The sequence below is a fragment of the Streptomyces sp. NPDC014894 genome (assembly GCF_043080985.1).
In the GTDB taxonomy this organism is placed as follows: Bacteria; Actinomycetota; Actinomycetes; order Streptomycetales; family Streptomycetaceae; genus Streptomyces.
In genome coordinates, this window is sequence record NZ_JBIBWD010000001.1 from 852586 (window position 1) to 871671 (window position 19086).

General features: G+C 71.2%; 17 protein-coding genes. 14 read left to right on the plus strand and 3 right to left on the minus strand.

The window, feature by feature from the left end:
- Window positions 1-109 precede the first annotated feature (109 nt).
- The 8 genes from ruvC to ACF089_RS03745 all read left to right on the plus strand — a co-directional run bounded on the left by ruvC (window position 110) and on the right by ACF089_RS03745 (window position 9444).
- Complete coding sequence (ruvC, locus tag ACF089_RS03710; protein ID WP_392021238.1) at window positions 110-688, plus strand: crossover junction endodeoxyribonuclease RuvC; 579 nt, start codon at window positions 110-112, stop codon at window positions 686-688.
- Window positions 685-1299, plus strand: coding sequence for a Holliday junction branch migration protein RuvA (ruvA, locus tag ACF089_RS03715; RefSeq protein WP_392021241.1), 615 nt, complete (start codon window positions 685-687; stop codon window positions 1297-1299). The genes ruvC and ruvA overlap by 4 nt, the downstream gene beginning before the upstream one ends.
- Before the next feature lie 119 nt (window positions 1300-1418).
- Complete coding sequence (ruvB, locus tag ACF089_RS03720) at window positions 1419-2510, plus strand: Holliday junction branch migration DNA helicase RuvB (protein WP_392021243.1); 1092 nt, start codon at window positions 1419-1421, stop codon at window positions 2508-2510.
- 163 nt (window positions 2511-2673) lie between these two features.
- Window positions 2674-3129: a preprotein translocase subunit YajC gene (gene yajC / locus ACF089_RS03725; RefSeq protein ID WP_392021246.1), complete on the plus strand. Its 456-nt coding sequence runs from the start codon at window positions 2674-2676 to the stop codon at window positions 3127-3129.
- Window positions 3130-3275: 146 nt separating this feature from the next.
- Window positions 3276-5054, plus strand: coding sequence for a protein translocase subunit SecD (secD, locus tag ACF089_RS03730; protein WP_392021248.1), 1779 nt, complete (start codon window positions 3276-3278; stop codon window positions 5052-5054).
- A gap of 1 nt (window position 5055) precedes the next feature.
- Window positions 5056-6177 carry a protein translocase subunit SecF gene (secF, locus tag ACF089_RS03735; protein ID WP_392021251.1) on the plus strand — a complete coding sequence of 374 codons (1122 nt, stop codon included), beginning with the start codon at window positions 5056-5058 and terminating at the stop codon, window positions 6175-6177.
- Complete coding sequence (locus ACF089_RS03740; protein WP_392021255.1) at window positions 6174-6719, plus strand: adenine phosphoribosyltransferase; 546 nt, start codon at window positions 6174-6176, stop codon at window positions 6717-6719. Before secF ends, ACF089_RS03740 begins: the two co-directional genes overlap by 4 nt.
- Before the next feature lie 181 nt (window positions 6720-6900).
- Entirely contained in the window at window positions 6901-9444 is a 2544-nt protein-coding gene (locus ACF089_RS03745) for a RelA/SpoT family protein (RefSeq protein ID WP_392021257.1), read from the plus strand.
- A gap of 656 nt (window positions 9445-10100) precedes the next feature.
- Here the strand turns inward: ACF089_RS03745 and ACF089_RS03750 are convergent.
- Together ACF089_RS03750 and ACF089_RS03755 are read right to left on the minus strand one after the other, a co-directional pair.
- Window positions 10101-11330, minus strand: a complete 1230-nt coding sequence (locus tag ACF089_RS03750) for a DUF349 domain-containing protein (RefSeq protein WP_392021260.1) — start codon at window positions 11328-11330, stop codon at window positions 10101-10103.
- A gap of 174 nt (window positions 11331-11504) precedes the next feature.
- Window positions 11505-12302, minus strand: a complete 798-nt coding sequence (locus tag ACF089_RS03755; RefSeq protein WP_392021263.1) for a peptidylprolyl isomerase — start codon at window positions 12300-12302, stop codon at window positions 11505-11507.
- Window positions 12303-12482: 180 nt separating this feature from the next.
- On the opposite strand from ACF089_RS03755, the gene ACF089_RS03760 reads away from it, so the two are divergent.
- The 4 genes from ACF089_RS03760 (at window position 12483) to ACF089_RS03775 (ending at window position 16837) form a co-directional block, all read left to right on the plus strand.
- Window positions 12483-13190 (plus strand): MBL fold metallo-hydrolase, encoded by a 708-nt coding sequence (locus ACF089_RS03760; RefSeq protein WP_392021265.1) that lies wholly within the window; start codon window positions 12483-12485, stop codon window positions 13188-13190.
- 13 nt (window positions 13191-13203) lie between these two features.
- Window positions 13204-14505, plus strand: a complete 1302-nt coding sequence (gene hisS, locus ACF089_RS03765; protein WP_392021268.1) for a histidine--tRNA ligase — start codon at window positions 13204-13206, stop codon at window positions 14503-14505.
- Window positions 14506-14731: 226 nt separating this feature from the next.
- Window positions 14732-15373 carry a vitamin K epoxide reductase family protein gene (locus tag ACF089_RS03770; protein ID WP_392021269.1) on the plus strand — a complete coding sequence of 214 codons (642 nt, stop codon included), beginning with the start codon at window positions 14732-14734 and terminating at the stop codon, window positions 15371-15373.
- Window positions 15374-15457: 84 nt separating this feature from the next.
- Window positions 15458-16837 (plus strand): replication-associated recombination protein A, encoded by a 1380-nt coding sequence (locus tag ACF089_RS03775; protein WP_392021272.1) that lies wholly within the window; start codon window positions 15458-15460, stop codon window positions 16835-16837.
- A gap of 88 nt (window positions 16838-16925) precedes the next feature.
- On the opposite strand, the gene ACF089_RS03780 is transcribed toward ACF089_RS03775, so the two are convergent.
- Window positions 16926-17627, minus strand: coding sequence for a DUF2470 domain-containing protein (locus ACF089_RS03780; RefSeq protein WP_392021275.1), 702 nt, complete (start codon window positions 17625-17627; stop codon window positions 16926-16928).
- Window positions 17628-17818: 191 nt separating this feature from the next.
- Between ACF089_RS03780 and rpsD the strand changes: the two genes are divergently transcribed.
- Together rpsD and ACF089_RS03790 are read left to right on the plus strand one after the other, a co-directional pair.
- On the plus strand, window positions 17819-18433 hold the full coding sequence (gene rpsD, locus ACF089_RS03785) for a 30S ribosomal protein S4 (RefSeq protein WP_392021278.1): 615 nt from the start codon (window positions 17819-17821) through the stop codon (window positions 18431-18433).
- A gap of 201 nt (window positions 18434-18634) precedes the next feature.
- Window positions 18635-19084: a DUF948 domain-containing protein gene (locus tag ACF089_RS03790; protein WP_392021281.1), complete on the plus strand. Its 450-nt coding sequence runs from the start codon at window positions 18635-18637 to the stop codon at window positions 19082-19084.
- The last annotated feature ends 2 nt before the right edge of the window (window positions 19085-19086 follow it).

Sequence of the window (19086 nt, forward strand, 5' to 3'; positions counted from 1 at the left end):
GTCCAGGGCGGCCCGGCGGGGGAATCACCCGCCGGACCGCCCTCTTCCGTCTCCGTTGTCAGTGCCGCCGGATAGCCTGCACCGACAGACGACCGAAGGAGGGGCCGGCGTGCGCGTGCTCGGGGTGGACCCAGGGCTGACCCGGTGCGGGGTGGGCGTGGTCGAAGGCGTCGCCGGCCGCCCGCTCACCATGATCGGCGTCGGGGTCGTGCGCACCCCCGCCGACGCCGAGCTGGGCAGCCGGCTCGTCGCCATCGAGCGGGGCATCGAGCAGTGGCTCGACGACCACCGCCCCGAGTACGTGGCCGTCGAGCGGGTCTTCAGCCAGCACAACGTCCGTACGGTCATGGGCACCGCCCAGGCCAGCGCCGTCGCCATGCTCTGCGCCTCCCGCCGGGGCATCCCCGTCGCCCTGCACACCCCCAGCGAGGTCAAGGCCGCCGTCACCGGCAGCGGCCGCGCCGACAAGGCGCAGATCGGCGCGATGGTGACCCGGCTGCTGCGGCTGGACGGCCCGCCCAGGCCCGCCGACGCGGCCGACGCCCTCGCCCTCGCCATCTGCCACATCTGGCGCGCCCCCGCGCAGAACCGGCTCCAGCGCGCCGTCGCCCTGCACACCGCACCCCGGCCCGCGCGCACCTCACCCCCCGCGCCGGTCCGCCCCGCACCGAAAGGCCGTACCGCATGATCGCCTCCGTGAGCGGCGTCGTCGCCGCCCTCGCCCCCACCACCGCGGTCATCGAGGTCGGCGGCTTCGGCACGGCCGTCCAGTGCACCCCGGCCACCCTCGCCGGCCTCCGGATCGGCCAGGAGGCCAGGCTCGCCACCTCCCTGGTGGTCCGCGAGGACTCGCTCACCCTCTACGGCTTCACCGACGACGACGAGCGCCAGACCTTCGAGCTGCTCCAGACCGCCAGCGGGGTCGGCCCGAGACTGGCCCAGGCCATGCTCTCCGTGCACGCCCCCGACGCGCTGCGGATCGCCGTCGCCACCGGCGACGAGAAGGCGCTCACCGCCGTTCCCGGCATCGGCAAGAGGGGCGCGCAGAAGCTTCTGCTGGAGCTCAAGGACCGCCTCGGCGAGCCCCTCGGCGCGCATATCGCGCAGCAGGGCCCCGCCGCCGCGCCCTCCTGGCGCGACCAGCTGCACGCCGCCCTGATCGGCCTCGGCTACGCCGCCCGCGAGGCGGACGAGGCGGTGACCGCCGTCACCCCCCAGGCCGAGGCGGCCCCCGGCGGCGCCCCCCAGGTCGGCCACCTCCTCAAGGCCGCCCTCCAGACCCTCAACCGCACCCGATGACCCTGCCCGCCGGGCGGCCGCACCCGGGCGCCGGCGGCCCCTGACGCCGCCCCGCGAGACCGTCTCCCCCCGCCCGCCCCCGCGGCCCCGCCGCCCCCACCACACGAGGCACACACGCAGTGAACTGGGACGACGACACCACCTCCGCTCTCGCCGACGAGCCCCCCACCGCCGACGGGCGGATCGTCGGGGCGTCCGCCGACGGGGAGGACCAGGCCGTCGAGGCGGCGCTGCGGCCGAAGTCGCTGGGCGAGTTCGTCGGCCAGGAGCGCGTCCGCGAGCAGCTCGACCTCGTGCTCACGGCCGCCCTGGCACGCGGCGCGACCGCCGATCACGTACTGCTCTCCGGCGCTCCCGGGCTCGGCAAGACCACCCTTTCGATGATCATCGCCGCCGAGATGCAGGCCCCGATCCGGATCACCTCGGGCCCCGCCATCCAGCACGCGGGTGATCTCGCCGCGATTCTCTCCTCCCTCCATGAGGGTGAAGTCCTCTTCCTCGACGAGATCCACCGGATGTCCCGGCCCGCCGAGGAAATGCTCTACATGGCGATGGAGGACTTCCGCGTCGACGTGATCGTCGGCAAGGGCCCCGGCGCCACCGCCATCCCCCTGGAGCTGCCCCCCTTCACCCTGGTCGGGGCCACCACCCGGGCCGGACTGCTGCCGCCCCCGCTCCGGGACCGCTTCGGTTTCACCGCGCACATGGAGTTCTACGACCCCGCCGAGCTGGAGCGGGTGATCCACCGCTCCGCCCAGCTGCTCGACCTGGAGATCGAGCCCGCCGGCGCCGCCGAGATCGCCGGCCGCTCCCGCGGCACCCCCCGGATCGCCAACCGGCTGCTGCGCCGCGTCCGGGACTATGCCCAGGTCAAGGCGGACGGAGTGATCACCCGCGAGGTCGCGGCCGCCGCCCTGAAGGTGTACGAGGTCGACAGCCGGGGCCTCGACCGGCTGGACCGCGCGGTGCTCCAGGCCCTGCTCAAGCTGTTCGGCGGCGGCCCCGTGGGGCTCTCCACCCTCGCCGTGGCGGTGGGGGAGGAGCGCGAGACGGTCGAGGAGGTCGCCGAGCCCTTCCTCGTCCGGGAGGGCCTGCTGGCCAGGACCCCGCGCGGCCGGGTCGCCACCCCGGCCGCCTGGGCCCACCTCGGGCTCACACCGCCGCAGCAGGCCCCCGGCGCGGGCGGACGGCCCGGCTTGTTCGGGGTGTGACGGCGCGGAGACTCCCGCGGGGGGAACCACAGTGGGATGCTGGGCGTTGTTCCATCGATGCGGACTCGCTTAGACTCCGCCGATGCCGACCTTCCGGGTCGGCTGCCCACCCCCGTAGATAGGCCGCCTCTCCGACGCGGTCGTGTGAAGGAAGTTTCTTCCCGTGAGTCTCGTGACCCTCCTCCCCTTCATCGTGCTCATCGGGGCCATGTTCCTGATGACCCGGTCCGCCAAGAAGAAGCAGCAGCAGGCCGCAGCGATGCGCGACTCGATGCAGCCCGGCACCGGAGTGCGGACGATCGGGGGCATGTACGCCACCGTCAAGGAGCTTCACGACGACACCGTGCTCCTTGAGGTCGCCCCCGGCGTCCACGCCGTCTACGCGAAGAACGCCATCGGCGCGGTCCTCGACGACGACGAGTACAACCGCATCGTGCACGGCGACACCGCCGACACGACCCCGGTCGTGCCCGACGACGCCTCGTCGCTGACCGACACCACCGACGCCGAAGGCTCCGACGCGCCCAAGATCGACCTCGGCAAGAAGCCCGAGGCGGACCAGGCGAAGAACGACGACGGCGCCGAGACCAAGGACGGCAAGCCGGACGGCGACAAGTAGCCAGTTCCGGGGACCGCGGCGGCACCCACCGGTGCCGGGCGGTCCCCCGGTCGTGTTGACTTCTGCGGGGGCAGGTCCCCACAACACTTCGTGGCCGCCCCGGCGCACACCCGGCGTGGGGCGGTTGGACAGGGAGAAACGAAAAGGTGGCAGCACCGAACAGGGGCCGAAGGCCCGCGGGGGCTCAGGGGAAGCCAGGTCGCACCCTGGTTCTGATCCTGATCGCCATGGTCGCGCTGACCGGCGGGATGTTCGCGACCGGGGACACCACGCCGCGCCTGGGCATCGACCTCGCGGGCGGTACCACGATCACGCTCAAGGCCAAGGCTGAGCCCGGCAAGGAGAGCGCGGTCAATGAGACCAACATGAACACGGCGGTCGGCATCATCGAGCGCCGTGTCAATGGTCTCGGCGTCTCCGAGGCAGAGGTCCAGACCCAGGGCCGCGAGCACATCATCGTCAACATCCCCAAGGGGACGGACTCCGAGCAGGCCCGTGAGCAGGTCGGCACCACCGCCCAGCTCTTCTTCCGGCCCGTTCTGACCGTCGCCGCCGGGGGGACGAGCCCGGAGCCCGCCCCGAGCGCCTCCAAGGAATCGGCCACGGACGGCAAGAAGGACGACAAGGCCGACAAGGACGCGAAGTCCGAGGAGTCCGCCTCCGCCTCCGCCTCGCCCACCGCTCAGGGCCGTGCCGTCACCGACGCCCTGAAGGCCCCCGCGGCCGACCCGACCGCCTCGGCCTCCGGCTCCCCGAAGTCCTCCGAGTCCCCCAAGGCCGAGGGCTCCCCGGCGCCCAACGCCTCCGGCGACGCCGAGATGAGCGCCCTGGAGAAGCAGTTCACCGCTCTGAACTGCCAGGACGAGAAGGCCCGCGCCGCCCTCGGCGACAGCACCCGTCCCGAGAAGACCGCGATCGCCTGCGGCAAGAACAGCGCCGGCCAGTGGGAGAAGTACATCCTCGGCCCCGCCGAGGTGGACGGCAAGGACGTCGACGACGCCAAGGGCCAGCTGGACCAGCAGCGCGGCATGTGGATCGTCACCATGGACTTCACCAGCTCCGGTGCGAAGAAGTTCCAGAAGATCACCAGCAAGCTCTCGCAGCAGCAGTCCCCGCAGAACCAGTTCGCCATCGTCCTCGACGGCGAGGTCATGTCGGCCCCGCAGGTCAACCAGACGCTGAGCGCCAACGCCGAGATCTCCGGAGACTTCAACCAGGACTCCGCGCAGAACCTGGGCAACATGCTCTCCTACGGCGCCCTGCCGCTGACCTTCTCCGAGGAGAGCGTCACCACCGTCAGCGCCGCCCTCGGCGGCGAGCAGCTGCTCGCCGGTCTGATCGCGGGCGCCATCGGCCTCGTGCTGGTCGTGATCTACCTGGTGGTCTACTACCGCGGTCTCGCCATGATCGCGATCCTGAGCCTCCTGGTCTCCGCCGCCCTCACCTACAGCCTGATGGCGCTGCTCGGCCCCGCCATCGGCTTCGCGCTGAACCTGCCCGCCGTCTGTGGAGCGATCGTCGCGATCGGCATCACAGCGGACTCGTTCATCGTCTACTTCGAACGGGTACGGGACGAGATCCGCGAGGGCCGCACCCTGCGTCCGGCCGTCGAGCGGGCCTGGCCCCGCGCCCGGCGCACCATCCTGGTCTCCGACTTCGTCTCGTTCCTCGCCGCCGCGGTGCTCTTCGTCGTCACCGTCGGCAAGGTCCAGGGCTTCGCGTTCACCCTCGGTCTGACCACCCTGCTCGACGTGGTCGTGGTGTTCTTCTTCACCAAGCCGCTGATGACGCTCGCCGCCCGCACGAAGTTCTTCTCCAGCGGTCGGCCCTGGTCCGGACTCGACCCCAAGCGCCTCGGAGCCAAGCCTCCGCTGCGCCGCTCGCGCCGCACCACCGTCGTCCCCACCGACCCGAAGGAGGCGTGAGATGTCACGTCTCGGCACCATTGGCGCCCGGCTCTACCGCGGCGAGATCGGCTACGACTTCGTCGCCAAGCGCAAGTTCTGGTACGCCGTCTCCATCCTGATCACCATCACGGCGATCGTCGGCCTGGCGGTCCGCGGCCTCAACATGGGCATCGAGTTCAAGGGCGGCGCGGTCTTCACCACCCCGAAGACCAGCGTCAGCGTCGCAGAGGCCACGGAGTACGCGGAAGAGGCGTCGGGGCACATCGCCATCGTCCAGAAGCTCGGCAACGGCACCCTGCGTATCCAGGTCAGCGATCTGGACACGACCACCGCCGGCAAGGCCAAGATCCAGCTGGCCCAAGACATGAAGATGGACCCCGAGAAGATCAACGCCGAGCTGGTGGGACCCAGCTGGGGCGAACAGATCGCCAACAAGGCCTGGACCGGCCTCGCCGTGTTCATGATCCTGGTGGTGATCTATCTGGCCATCGCCTTCGAGTGGCGCATGGCCGTCGCGGCCCTGATCGCCCTCATCCACGACCTCACCATCACCGTCGGCGTGTACGCGCTGGTGGGCTTCGAGGTCACCCCGGGCACGGTGATCGGTCTGCTCACGATCCTCGGCTACTCCCTCTACGACACCGTCGTCGTCTTCGACGGTCTCAAGGAGGGCGCGGTCGGGATCACCAAGCAGACCAGGTACACCTACAGCGAGGTCGCCAACCGCAGCCTCAACGCCACCCTGGTCCGCTCCATCAACACCACCGTGGTCGCCCTGCTCCCCGTCGCCGGCCTGCTCTTCATCGGCGGCGGCTTCCTCGGGGCCGGCATGCTGAACGACATCTCGCTGTCGCTGTTCGTCGGCCTCGCGGCGGGCGCGTACTCCTCGATCTTCATCGCCACCCCGCTCGTCGCCGACCTCAAGGAACGCGACCCGCAGATGAAGGCGCTGAAGAAGCGGGTCCTCGCCAAGCGCGCCTCGGCCGCCGCCAAGGGCGAGTCCCCGGACGCGGACGACTCCGAGGACACCGGCCCGTACGAGGACGACCTCCCCGACGACGCCGCGGCGGCGACCGCGGGCGGCGTGGTCGCACCCCGCGGCGACCGCGGCCGGGGCCGCTCCTCCGGCAGGCGCCGATGACCACCGCCGCCCGTCAGGAGCTGCTGCTCAGCCGGATCCGCGACGTCCCCGACTATCCGCAGGCGGGCGTGATGTTCAAGGACATCACCCCCCTCCTCGCGGACCCGGCGGCCTTCACGGCCCTCACCGACGCCCTGGCCGAGGTGTGCGTCCGGCACGGCGCGACGAAGATCGTCGGCCTGGAGGCCCGCGGATTCATCCTCGGCGCGCCGGTCGCGGTCCGCGCGGGCCTCGGCTTCATCCCCGTACGCAAGGCGGGCAAGCTCCCCGGAGCGACGCTCTCCCAGACGTACGACCTCGAGTACGGCACCGCCGAGATCGAGATCCACGCCGAGGACCTCGGCGCGGACGACCGCGTCATGGTCGTCGACGACGTCCTGGCCACCGGCGGCACCGCCGGCGCCGCGATAGAGCTGATCCGCAGGGGCGGCGCCGAGATCGCGGGCGTCGCGGTCCTGATGGAGCTGCGCTTCCTCGGCGGCCGCGCCCGTCTGGAGCCCGCGCTGCGCGGGGCCCCTCTGGAGGCCCTGCTCGCCCTCTGAGCGCCCCCGGACGGCCCCCGGGCCGCCCGGGGACACGGCAGAACCACACGGACCTCTGGGGTCCCGGGAATCCCGGGACCCCAGAGGTCTGTTTCATCCCCTGGGGCACCAGAACACCGAGGTCGATACCATGGCCTCTCCGGACCTGAACCGGGGGACCGGAACCGCACGAGGAGCGCTCTTGCCAGACGAGGCCCGTCCCGCCACCGCCGCGCAGCCCGACCGGAAGGCCGATCAGGCCGCGGCAGCCCCTGCCGCGCCCGCGAAGAAGCCCTCCGGCGCATCCGCGCCGGCCACGCCCGAGCGGGCGCACGGCGCGACCCCCGTATCGGCCGGCAAGCCCTCGGGGAAGCCGTCCGGGGCCTCCGCCTCCAAGCCGCCCGCCGCCTCCGGGCCCCGGCCCGCGCCGGCGTCCGTGCCGCGCGGAGCGGGCTCCTCCAACCGGGTCCGCGCCCGCCTCGCCCGCCTCGGCGTGCAGCGCTCGTCCCCGTACAACCCCGTGCTGGAGCCGCTGCTGCGGATCGTGCGCGACAACGATCCCAAGATCGAGACCTCCACCCTCCGCCAGATCGAGCGCTCGTACCAGGTCGCCGAGCGGTGGCACCGGGGCCAGAAGCGCAAGAGCGGCGACCCTTACATCACCCATCCGCTCGCCGTCACCACCATCCTCGCCGAGCTGGGCATGGACCCGGCGACGCTGATGGCGGGGCTGCTGCACGACACCGTCGAGGACACCGAGTACGGCCTGGACACCCTCCGCCGCGACTTCGGCGACCAGGTCGCCCTGCTGGTCGACGGCGTCACCAAGCTGGACAAGGTCAAGTTCGGCGAGGCCGCCCAGGCCGAGACCGTGCGCAAGATGGTCGTCGCCATGGCCAAGGACCCCAGGGTCCTGGTCATCAAGCTCGCCGACCGCCTGCACAACATGCGCACCATGCGCTACCTCAAGCGGGAGAAGCAGGAGAAGAAGGCCCGCGAGACGCTGGAGATCTACGCCCCGCTCGCCCACCGGCTGGGCATGAACACCATCAAATGGGAGCTGGAGGACCTCGCCTTCGCGATCCTCTACCCCAAGATGTACGACGAGATCGTCCGGCTGGTCGCCGAGCGCGCCCCCAAGCGCGACGAATACCTCGCCATAGTGACCGACGAGGTCCAGTCCGATCTGCGGTCCGCCCGGATCAAGGCCACCGTCACCGGCCGGCCCAAGCACTACTACAGCGTCTACCAGAAGATGATCGTCCGCGGCCGGGACTTCGCGGAGATCTACGACCTGGTCGGCATCCGTGTCCTCGTGGACACCGTCCGCGACTGTTACGCGGCGCTCGGCACCGTGCACGCGCGATGGAATCCGGTCCCCGGCCGGTTCAAGGACTACATCGCCATGCCGAAGTTCAACATGTACCAGTCGCTGCACACGACGGTCATCGGCCCCAACGGCAAGCCGGTCGAACTCCAGATCCGCACCTTCGACATGCACCGCCGCGCCGAGTACGGCATCGCCGCGCACTGGAAGTACAAGCAGGAACCGTCCGCCGGGGCCTCCAAGGTGCGCACCGACGTGCCCAAGAAGGCCGGCAAGGACGACCACATCAACGACATGGCGTGGCTGCGCCAGCTGCTGGACTGGCAGAAGGAGACCGAGGACCCCTCGGAGTTCCTGGAGTCCCTCCGCTTCGACCTCTCGCGCAACGAGGTCTTCGTCTTCACGCCGAAGGGCGACGTCATAGCGCTCCCGGCGGGCGCGACCCCGGTCGACTTCGCCTACGCCGTCCACACCGAGGTCGGGCACCGGACGATAGGAGCCCGGGTCAACGGGCGGCTCGTCCCGCTCGAATCGACGCTGGACAACGGCGATCTGGTGGAGGTCTTCACCTCCAAGGCCGAGGGCGCGGGCCCGTCCCGCGACTGGCTCGGCTTCGTCAAGTCCCCCCGCGCCCGGAACAAGATCCGCGCCTGGTTCTCCAAGGAGCGCCGCGACGAGGCGATCGAACAGGGCAAGGACTCCATCGCGCGCGCGATGCGCAAGCAGAACCTGCCCATCCAGCGGATCCTGACCGGGGACTCCCTGGTCACCCTCGCCCATGAGATGCGCTACCCCGACATCTCCTCGCTGTACGCGGCGATCGGCGAGGGGCATGTGGCGGCGCAGGGCGTCGTCCAGAAGCTGGTGCAGGCGCTCGGCGGGGAGGAGGCCGCGAACGAGGACATCGCGGAGTCCGCTCCGCCGTCCAGCGGGCGCGGGAAGAAGCGCCGCTCCAACGCCGACCCCGGGGTGGTCGTCAAGGGCGTCGACGATGTGTGGGTCAAGCTCGCCCGCTGCTGTACGCCCGTGCCCGGCGACCCGATCATCGGCTTCGTCACCCGGGGCAGCGGGGTGTCGGTGCACCGCGCGGACTGCGTCAACGTGGACTCGCTCTCCCAGCAGCCCGAGCGGATCCTCGATGTGGAGTGGGCGCCGACGCAGTCGTCGGTCTTCCTCGTCGCGATACAGGTCGAGGCGCTGGACCGGTCGCGGCTGCTGTCGGATGTGACGCGGGTGCTGTCGGATCAGCATGTGAACATTCTGTCGGCGGCGGTGCAGACGTCGAGGGACCGGGTGGCGACGTCCCGGTTCACGTTCGAGATGGGGGATCCCAAGCATCTCGGCCATGTGCTGAAGGCCGTCCGCGGCGTCGAAGGCGTCTACGACGTCTACCGCGTCACCTCCGCCCGCCGCCCCTGACCCACCCCACGCCCGGCACCGGCCCCCGCGCCTCGGGTCCGTCCTCAATCGCCGGACGGGCTGGGTTGTGTTCGGTGGCGGGTTCCCGTGTCTGGGGTTTGTCCTCAAGCGTCGGACGGGCTGGGTTGTGTTCGGTGGCGGGCTCCCGTGTCTGGGGTTTGTCCTCAAGCGTCGGACGGGCTGGGTTGTGTTCGGTGGCGGGTCCCCGTGCCTCGGGTTCGTCCTCAAGCGCCGGACGGGCTAGAGGTGGTCCGGCTGGTTGGGTTTGAGCCGTTGGGCGGGCTGTTCCCAGGGGTGCCCCGGCGTGCCGAGTGGGTCGATCGCTGGACCGGGCTGAAGTCAGCACAGCACCGTCAGGGAATCCCAGCCCGTCCGGCGTTTGAGGACGGACCTGGAGGTGGAGGGCGGCGCGGATTCAGCCTGTCCGGCGTTTGAGGACGGACCCGAGGGCGAGGGGCGGCGCGGATTCAGCCTGTCCGGCGTTTGAGGACGGACCCGAGGGCGAGGGGCGGCGCGGATTCAGCCCGTCCGGCGATTGAGGACGGACCCGGGGGTGGGGTGGCCGAACCGAACCGCGGCCGGGAGCGGGGTGCGGTGAGGGGCCCCGTACCCGGAGGTACGAGGCCCCTCATGGGTCCTCCGCGGCGCGAGCCGCGCTACCCGCCGAACTCCTCCAGCCCCTTCAGGGCCTGGTCCAGCAGCGCCTGCCGCCCGTCCAGCTCCTTCGCCAGCTTGTCCGCCTTGGCGTTGTTCCCCGCGGCCCGCGCGGCGTCCACCTGCCCGCGCAGCTTGTCCACGGCCGCCTGGAGCTGCCCGGTGAGCCCCGCGGCACGCGCCCGCGCCTCAGGGTTCGTCCGGCGCCACTCGTTCTCCTCGGACTCCTGAATGGCGCGCTCCACGGCGTGCATCCGGCCCTCGACCTTGGGACGCGCGTCCCTCGGCACATGCCCGACGGCCTCCCAGCGCTCGTTGAGCGAGCGGAAGGCGGCCCGGGCGGCCTTCAGATCCGTCACCGGGACCAGCTTCTCCGCCTCGGCGGCCAGCTCTTCCTTCAGCTGAAGGTTCTCCGCCTGCTCGGCGTCCCGCTCGGCGAAGACCCCGCTGCGGGCGGCGAAGAAGACGTCCTGCGCACCGCGGAAACGGTTCCACAGATCATCCTCGGCGTCGCGCTGCGCCCGGCCCGCCGCCTTCCACTCCGCCATCAGCTCGCGGTACCGGGCGGCCGTGACACCCCAGTCCGTGGACCCGGAGAGCGACTCGGCCTCGGCGACCAGCCGCTCCTTGACCTTGCGGGCGTCCTCGCGCTGGGCGTCCAGCGAGGCGAAGTGGGCCTTGCGGCGCTTGGAGAACGCCGAGCGCGCGTGCGAGAACCGGTGCCACAGCTCGTCGTCCGACTTCCGGTCCAGCCGAGGCAGCCCCTTCCAGGTGTCGACCAGCGCCCGGAGCCGCTCGCCCGCCGACCGCCACTGCTCGCTCTGCGCCAGCTCCTCCGCCTCGGCGACCAGCGTCTCCTTGGCCTGGCGCGCCTCGTCGTGCTGCTTGGCCCGCTGGACCTTGCGCTCCTCGCGACGCTTGTCGACCGTCTCGACCAGCGTGTTCAGCCGCTTGGCCAGAGCTTCGAGATCGCCCACCGCGTGATGCTCGTCCACCTGCTGACGCAGATGGTCGATGGCGGCCTGGGCGTCCTTCGCCGACAGGTCGGTGGTCTTCACCCGCCGTTCGAGGAGGCCGATCTCGACCACCAAGCCCTCGTACTTGCGCTCGAAATAGGCCAGAGCCTCCTCGGGAGTACCGGCCTGCCACGATCCGACGACCTTCTCGCCATCGGCTGTACGCACGTACACGGTGCCCGTCTCGTCGACACGGCCCCACGGGTCGCTGCTCACAGCGCCTCCTCCACCTGATGCCCGCGAGGGGTTGGCCCTCGGGCATCGTCCACAGTTCCTGGGGGCGGGCAGCGCCCGCCCTGCACAACGCCAATCTAGGCGACCGGTCGCCCGCCTGTCCGCACTCAGCGCGGCCGAAAATTCCCCGGCCCGTCGGCCGGCCGCCTCATCCGGTCACCCCTTGGCGACGGCCGCCTTCTCGACCGTGACCGCGGACTTCGGAGGTCCGTCGGCCGCGCCGCCGGTGACCCCGGCCTCGGCGATCTTCTTCACCGTCTTCAGCGAGGCGGCGTCCATCGTGCCGAACGGCGTGTAGCTGGGCGGCAGTTTGGTGTCCTTGTAGACGAGGAAGAACTGGCTGCCGCCGGTGTTGGGCTGGTTGGTGTTGGCCATCGCCACCGTCCCCGCGGGATACGTCACCGTCCCGTCCCCGCCGGCCTTGCCCAGCCCGGTCAGATTCTCGTCCGGGACGTTGTAGCCGGGCCCGCCGGATCCGTCGCCCTTGGGGTCCCCGCACTGGAGCACGAAGATGCCCTCCGTGGTCAGCCGGTGACACTTGGTGCCGTCGAAGTAGCCCTTGCCCGCGAGCGACTTGAAGGAGTTCACGGTGCGAGGCGTCTTGGACGCCTCCATCGCGATCTTCACCGGGCCCCGGTTGGTGGTGAGCGTCATGGCGTACGGCGACTTCTCGTCGATCGCCATCTTGGGCTCGGGGCTCTTCGCCTCCGAGGGGGTCGGGGCCGCGGACTCGCTCGCCTTCGCGGCCGGATCGTCCTTCTTCTTCCCGCCTCCGTCGTCGCCCGACAGCGCGCCCGTCGCGAAGGCCGTCGCTCCGGCTGCCAGCACCACGGCGACCGCCGCGGCGATCACCGTGTTCCGCTGCTTCCTCTTGCGGGACTGTGCCCGACGCTGCTGCTGGCGCTCGAACTTCTCCCTGGCGAGCTGCCGCCGCCGCTGATCGCTGGTGACCACCGGGTCGTCTCCCTCGTTCCTCTGTGTCCTGCGTGGCGTGTGCCCGTACCGTATACGGGTTGGCTGTGGACGGAGCAGCGCCGGTAGGCTCTGATCTGCTGCAATTCAGGACTCTGCCGCAATCCCGGACAGAGCCGACTCCTGCTCCGCCACTCTCCGCGACCACATCCGAGGACGATCGTGCTTATTGCCGGGTTCCCCGCCGGGGCCTGGGGGACCAATTGTTATCTGGTCGCCCCCGCCGCCGGCGAGGAGTGCGTGATCATCGACCCGGGCCACCAGGCCGCCGAGGGCGTCGCCGAGACGGTGCGCAAGCACCGGCTCAAGCCCGTCGCCGTGGTGCTGACCCACGGCCACATCGATCATGTCGCCTCGGTGGTGCCCGTCTGCGGCGCCCATGACGTACCCGCGTGGATCCACCCCGCCGACCGCTACATGATGAGCGACCCCGAGAAGGCGCTGGGGCGCTCCCTCGGCGCCCGGCTCATGGGCGAGCTGACCGTGGGGGAGCCGTCCGACGTGCATGAGCTGACCGACGGCGCCCGGCTGGATCTGGCCGGTCTGCAGCTGACCGTGTCGCACGCGCCCGGCCATACCAAGGGGTCGGTGACCTTCGGCATGCCCGAGGCCGCGGACGTTCCGCCGGTCTTCTTCTCGGGCGATCTGCTGTTCGCCGGCTCCATCGGACGCACCGACCTGCCCGGCGGCGACCACGCCGAGATGCTCCGGTCGCTGGCACGTGTGTGCCTGCCGCTGGACGACTCCACCGTGGTGCTGTCGGGACACGGTCCCCAGACGACCATCGGCCGCGAGCGCACGACCAATCCCCACCTCAGGGACGTCGCCGCCGGCCTCGGGAGCCCCCGCGCCCCCCGACGAGGAATGTGACGAGAGAAACGCTGTGAGCACCTTTCAGGCCCCCCGGGGCACCTATGACCTGCTGCCCCCCGACTCGGCCACCTATCTGGCCGTCCGCGAGGCGATCGCCGCACCGCTGCGGAACTCCGGGTACGGCTATGTCGAGACGCCCGGATTCGAGAGCGTCGAACTCTTCGCCCGAGGCGTCGGCGAGTCCACCGACATCGTGAGCAAGGAGATGTACGCCTTCGAGACCAAGGGCGGCAGCCGGCTCGCCCTGCGCCCCGAGGGCACCGCCTCCGTCCTGCGCGCCGCCCTGGAGGCCAATCTCCACAAGCAGGGCGTGCTGCCCGTCAAGCTCTGGTACTCGGGTTCGTACTACCGCTACGAGAAGCCGCAGAAGGGCCGCTACCGCCACTTCTCGCAGGTGGGCGCGGAGGCGATCGGCGCCGAGGACCCGGCGCTCGACGCCGAGCTGATCATCCTGGCCGACCAGGCGTACCGCTCGCTGGGGCTGCGCGAGTTCCGCATCCTGCTGAACTCGCTGGGCGACCAGGAGTGCCGTCCCGTCTACCGCGAGGCGCTCCAGGGCTTTCTGCGCGGTCTCGACCTGGACGAGGAGACCCGCCGCCGGATCGAGATCAATCCGCTGCGGGTCCTGGACGACAAGCGGCCCGAGGTGCGGAAGCAGCTCGTGGGCGCGCCGTCGCTGCGCGACTATCTCTGCGACGCCTGCCGCGAGTACCACGCGCGGGTACGGGAGCTGCTGACCGCCGAGGGCGTCCTCTTCGAGGACGACGAGAAGCTGGTGCGCGGCCTCGACTACTACACGCGGACGACCTTCGAATTCGTCCACGACGGTCTGGGCTCGCAGTCCGCGGTGGGCGGCGGCGGCCGCTACGACGGACTGTCCGAGATGCTGGGCGGCCCCGCGCTGCCCTCGGTCGGCTGGGCCCTCGGGGTGGACCGTACGGTGCTGGCGCTGCGTGCCGAGGGCGTCGAGCTGGACATCCCGGCGGCGACCAGCGTCTTCGCGGTCCCGCTGGGCGACGAGGCCCGCCGGGTGCTGTTCGGGATCGTCACCCGGCTGCGCAAGGAGGGCGTCGCCACCGACTTCGCCTACGGCGGCCGGGGGCTCAAGGGCGCGATGAAGGTCGCGAACCGCAGCGGCGCCCGGTACACCCTCGTGGCCGGCGAGCGCGATCTGGCCGAGGGCGTCGTGCAGCTCAAGGACATGGAGACGGGCGAGCAGAACGCGATTTTGGTGTCGGACGTCGTCGCCGAGCTGACCGCCCGGCTGGGCGGCGGGTCAACCGGCGGCCCGTCCGGTCACGCTGCCGTGTGACGTTGTTTCAGGACGGCCGCGGACGGTTTCCGGTCGGCGGCCGCGCCGCCCCCGCGCCCCGCCGACCGGGGCCCCTCCGCCCGCGAGGGGCCTTTCGGACCGCCGACCGGCCCTTTTCCCGGCGGCGGGAGCACGGGCATCCTGGACTCGGCGACCGAGGACGCACAGACGGGTGCGGCAGAATGGCCCCTTCCCGTGCAGGCCACTGAGCAATGGAAACGGCGATATGACGACAGCAGCGGCAGACGACGTGAAATCCGGCGACCGGGTGGGCGCGGACGGCGACCGGGGCACGGTCGGCGGCAGCCGCCCCCTGGCCTGGCTGTTGATGATCACGGGCGCCGCCGGACTGCTGGCCGCGTGGGTCATCACCCTGGACAAGTTCAAACTGCTGGAGGACCCGAACTTCACCCCGGGGTGCAGCCTCAACCCGGTGGTCTCCTGCGGCAACATCATGAAGAGCGACCAGGCGGCCGTCTTCGGGTTCCCCAACCCGATGCTGGGCCTGATCACCTACTCCATGGTGATCGCCATCGGGGTCGCCCTGCTCGCGGGCGCCCGCTTCAAGCGCTGGTACTGGCTGGGGCTGAACGCGGGCACCGCGTTCGGCGCCGGATTCTGCATGTGGCTGATGTACCAGTCGCTGTACAACATCAACGCGCTCTGTCTCTGGTGCTCGCTGGCCTGGGTCGCCACGATCGTGATGTTCTGCTACGTCACGGTCCACAACGTCCGGCACCGGATCATCAAGGTCCCCGAGGGGCTGCGCGGAGTGCTCCTGGAGTTCCACTGGATGCCGCCGGTGCTGTGGATCGGCATCATCGGGATGCTCGTCCTGACCCGCTGGTGGGACTTCTGGACCGGCTGAGACCCGCCGCCCGCAAGCCCTCGGCAGTGCCCCCGGAGCCCCGCTCCGGGGGCACTGTCAGTGGGCTGCCTTAGGCTTCAGAGCGTGGAGCCCGATCTTTTCACCGCCGCCGCCGAAGAGCGCCAGGAGAAGGACCCGTCCAGCAGCCCCCTGGCCGTCCGGATGCGCCCGCGCACCCTGGACGAGGTCGTCGGCCAGCGCCATCTGCTCAAGCCCGGATCGCCGCTGCGCCGGCTCGTCGGCGAGAGCGGCGGCGGGGGCGGCCCGGCCGGAGCCTCCTCGGTGATCCTCTGGGGCCCGCCCGGGATCGGCAAGACGACCCTGGCGTATGTGGTCTCCCAGGCGACCGACAAGCGCTTCGTCGAGCTGTCCGCCATCACCTCCGGCGTCAAGGAGGTGCGGACGGTCATCGACGGCGCCCGCCGGGCCTCCGGCGGGTACGGCAAGGAGACCCTCCTCTTCCTCGACGAGATCCACCGCTTCTCCAAGGCCCAGCAGGACTCCCTGCTCCCCGCCGTGGAGAACCGCTGGGTGACGCTGATCGCCGCCACCACCGAGAATCCCTACTTCTCGGTGATCTCCCCGCTGCTCTCCCGCTCGCTGCTGCTCACGCTGGAGTCGCTGACCGACGACGACCTCAGGGACCTGCTCCGCCGGGCGCTCACCGGGGACCGGGGCCTCCGCTCGGCCGTCGGCCTGGCCGAGGACGCGGAGGCGCATCTGCTGCGGATCGCGGGCGGCGACGCCCGGCGGGCCCTGACCGCCCTGGAGGCCGCCGCGGGCGCGGCCCTCGACAAGGGCGAGACGGAGATCTCCCTGGAGACGGTGGAGGAGACGGTCGACCGCGCGGCCGTGACCTACGACCGGGACGGCGACCAGCACTACGACGTGGCCAGCGCCCTGATCAAGTCCATCCGGGGCTCCGACGTCGACGCCGCGCTGCACTATCTGGCCCGCATGATCGACGCGGGGGAGGACCCGCGCTTCATCGCCCGCCGGCTGATGATCTCGGCGAGCGAGGACATCGGTCTCGCCGACCCCGCCGCGCTGCCCACCGCGGTGGCGGCGGCCCAGGCCGTGGCCATGATCGGCTTCCCGGAGGCCGCGCTCACCCTCAGCCACGCCACCATCGCGCTGGCGCTCGCCCCCAAGTCGAACACGGCGACCACGGCGATAGGCGCGGCGCTCGCCGATGTGCGCGCGGGGCTCGCGGGCCCGGTCCCGGCCCATCTGCGGGACGGGCACTACAAGGGCGCGGCCAAGCTCGGACACGCCCAGGGCTATGTCTATCCGCACGACGTGCCGGGCGCGATCGCCGCCCAGCAGTACGCGCCGGACGCGATCCACGGCAAGCGGTACTACGAGCCGACGCGCTACGGCGCCGAGGCGCGGTACGCGGATGTGGTGGAGAAGGTCAGGGAGCGGCTCGGCAGATCCGGACCGGCCGGCGATCCGGCGGGCTGAGACCGGCCGGCGGCGGGCCCGGCGCCGCGATGGTCGGCGCCGCGACGGGCCCGGTGCCGCCGCGGGCGGTCCGATGACGCGGGCGGCCTCAGTGGGCGGCCGCCTCGAAGAGGGTGTGCATCGCCTGCCGCAGCTCGGTGACGTCCCGCACCGGCTCGGGGAAGTCGAAGCGCGCGTCGAAGCACCGCTCCCCGACGAACCGCACCCGCAGCCCGAACCGGTCCAGCGCCAGCGGCACCGCCCTCGGCCGGGTCCGGCCCTCGGCGAGCGCGGCGTCGGCGCGCTCCCCGAGCAGGGCGCACAGCTCCTGGAGCTGGTCGCCGTGGGCCGAGTGCAGATGCTGGAGCAGCTCCGTCTCGTGGGCGACGAGCGGATCCACCGAGGCCCGCGCGAAGTCCTCGGGCTCGACGGCGGTCGCGCCCCACAGATCGTCCACATGGATCTCGCCCACTTCCAGCCGGATCATCATCCCGCCCGGCTCGGCGAGGCCCGGGACGCAGGTCAGCCAGCCGGAGACCCAGGCCCGGCCACGGATCCGGTGGGGCACCGAGACCGGCGCCACATCGGTGACCTCCAGCACGGCGGCCAGCTCGTCGTCCTGGGCGTGGGTGGCGGCCCGGACGGCCGGCGAGTCCGCGGGGAAGAGCAGGAAGACCTCTCCGTCCGGGCTCACCACGCGGGCCTGCGGAGTCAGCTGCTCCGGGCGGGCGGCCTCCACGCCGGGAATGAGCAGTACCGCGGAGCATGTACTCTGTACGAGAGTTCGTGTGCGTTCGGCTGCTGACGGCATCCGATCGATTTCAAGTCCGCTGGGACGCGGCTGACCATGAGCTGATCGGACCTCCGTCGCCTCGACGCTCTGCTGAGCAACGTCGGCTTCTTTTGCGCTGTCCGTGATGCGTTTGGTGTTCCCCGGGCGAGACATGCGATCTCCTTGAGTAAGGTGAGCCTAACCTAACCTACAACGGAGGTCTGGAGAACGTGCCTAACCAGTCGCGTCCCAAGGTCAAGAAGTCTCGTGCGCTCGGCATCGCGCTGACGCCGAAGGCGGTCAAGTACTTCGAGGCCCGCCCCTACCCGCCGGGCGAGCACGGCCGTGGCCGCAAGCAGAACTCGGACTACAAGGTCCGTCTGCTGGAGAAGCAGCGTCTGCGCGCCCAGTACGACATCAGCGAGCGCCAGATGGTCCGTGCCTACGACCGCGCCCGCAAGGCCGAGGGCAAGACCGGCGAGGCGCTGGTCATCGAGCTGGAGCGCCGTCTCGACGCCCTGGTCCTGCGTTCGGGCATCGCCCGCACCATCTACCAGGCCCGCCAGATGGTCGTCCACGGCCACATCGAGGTCAACGGCGGCAAGGTCGACAAGCCGTCCTTCCGCGTCCGTCCCGACGACGTCGTGATGGTCCGCGAGCGCTCCCGCGAGAAGCCCCTGTTCCAGGTGGCCCGCGAGGGTGGCTTCGCCGCCGACGGTGAGACCCCGCGCTACCTCCAGGTGAACCTGAAGGCCCTGGCCTTCCGCCTGGACCGCGACCCGAACCGCAAGGAAGTCCCCGTGATCTGCGACGAGCAGCTCGTCGTCGAGTACTACGCCCGCTGATCCGGGCGCGGTACGACATCGCGCTTCAGCCCGCCGTATCCCCGCCCCCGTGGCGGCGGAGCCGGCGGGCTCTCGCGTCTGCTGACCCGGATCCGGCCCGGCCCGGAAGGGGCGTAATCGGGTTCGGGACGCGACCCCGGGCGCGATAGGCTCGGAAGACGATTTCTCGGATATCCAGCGACAAGCAGAGAGCGGTGCGGTGTGACCGGTGGAGAGGTTGCCGGGATCCTGGTGGCCGTCTTCTGGGCGATCCTGGTCTCGTTCCTGGCCGTGGTGCTGGTGAGGCTGGCGCAGACGCTCAGGGCGACCACCCGGCTCGTGGCCGAGGTGACCGAACAGGCCGTCCCGCTGCTCTCGGACGCGTCCGCGACGGTCCGCTCCGCGCAGACCCAGCTCGAAAAGGTCGACGCGATCGCGACAGACGTCCAGGAGGTCACCTCCAACGCCTCCGCGCTCTCCACGACCGTCGCCTCCACCTTCGGAGGCCCGCTGGTCAAGGTCGCCGCCTTCGGCTACGGCGTACGCCGGGCGATGGGCCGCACGGGTGACGACACCCCCCGCGAGCGGGAGCCGTCCCGCCGCACGGTGGTCGTCGGCCGTGCCGCGCCACGCCCCCGGGGCGAACGCGGCCGTTGGGGCAGGAAGGGCTGACA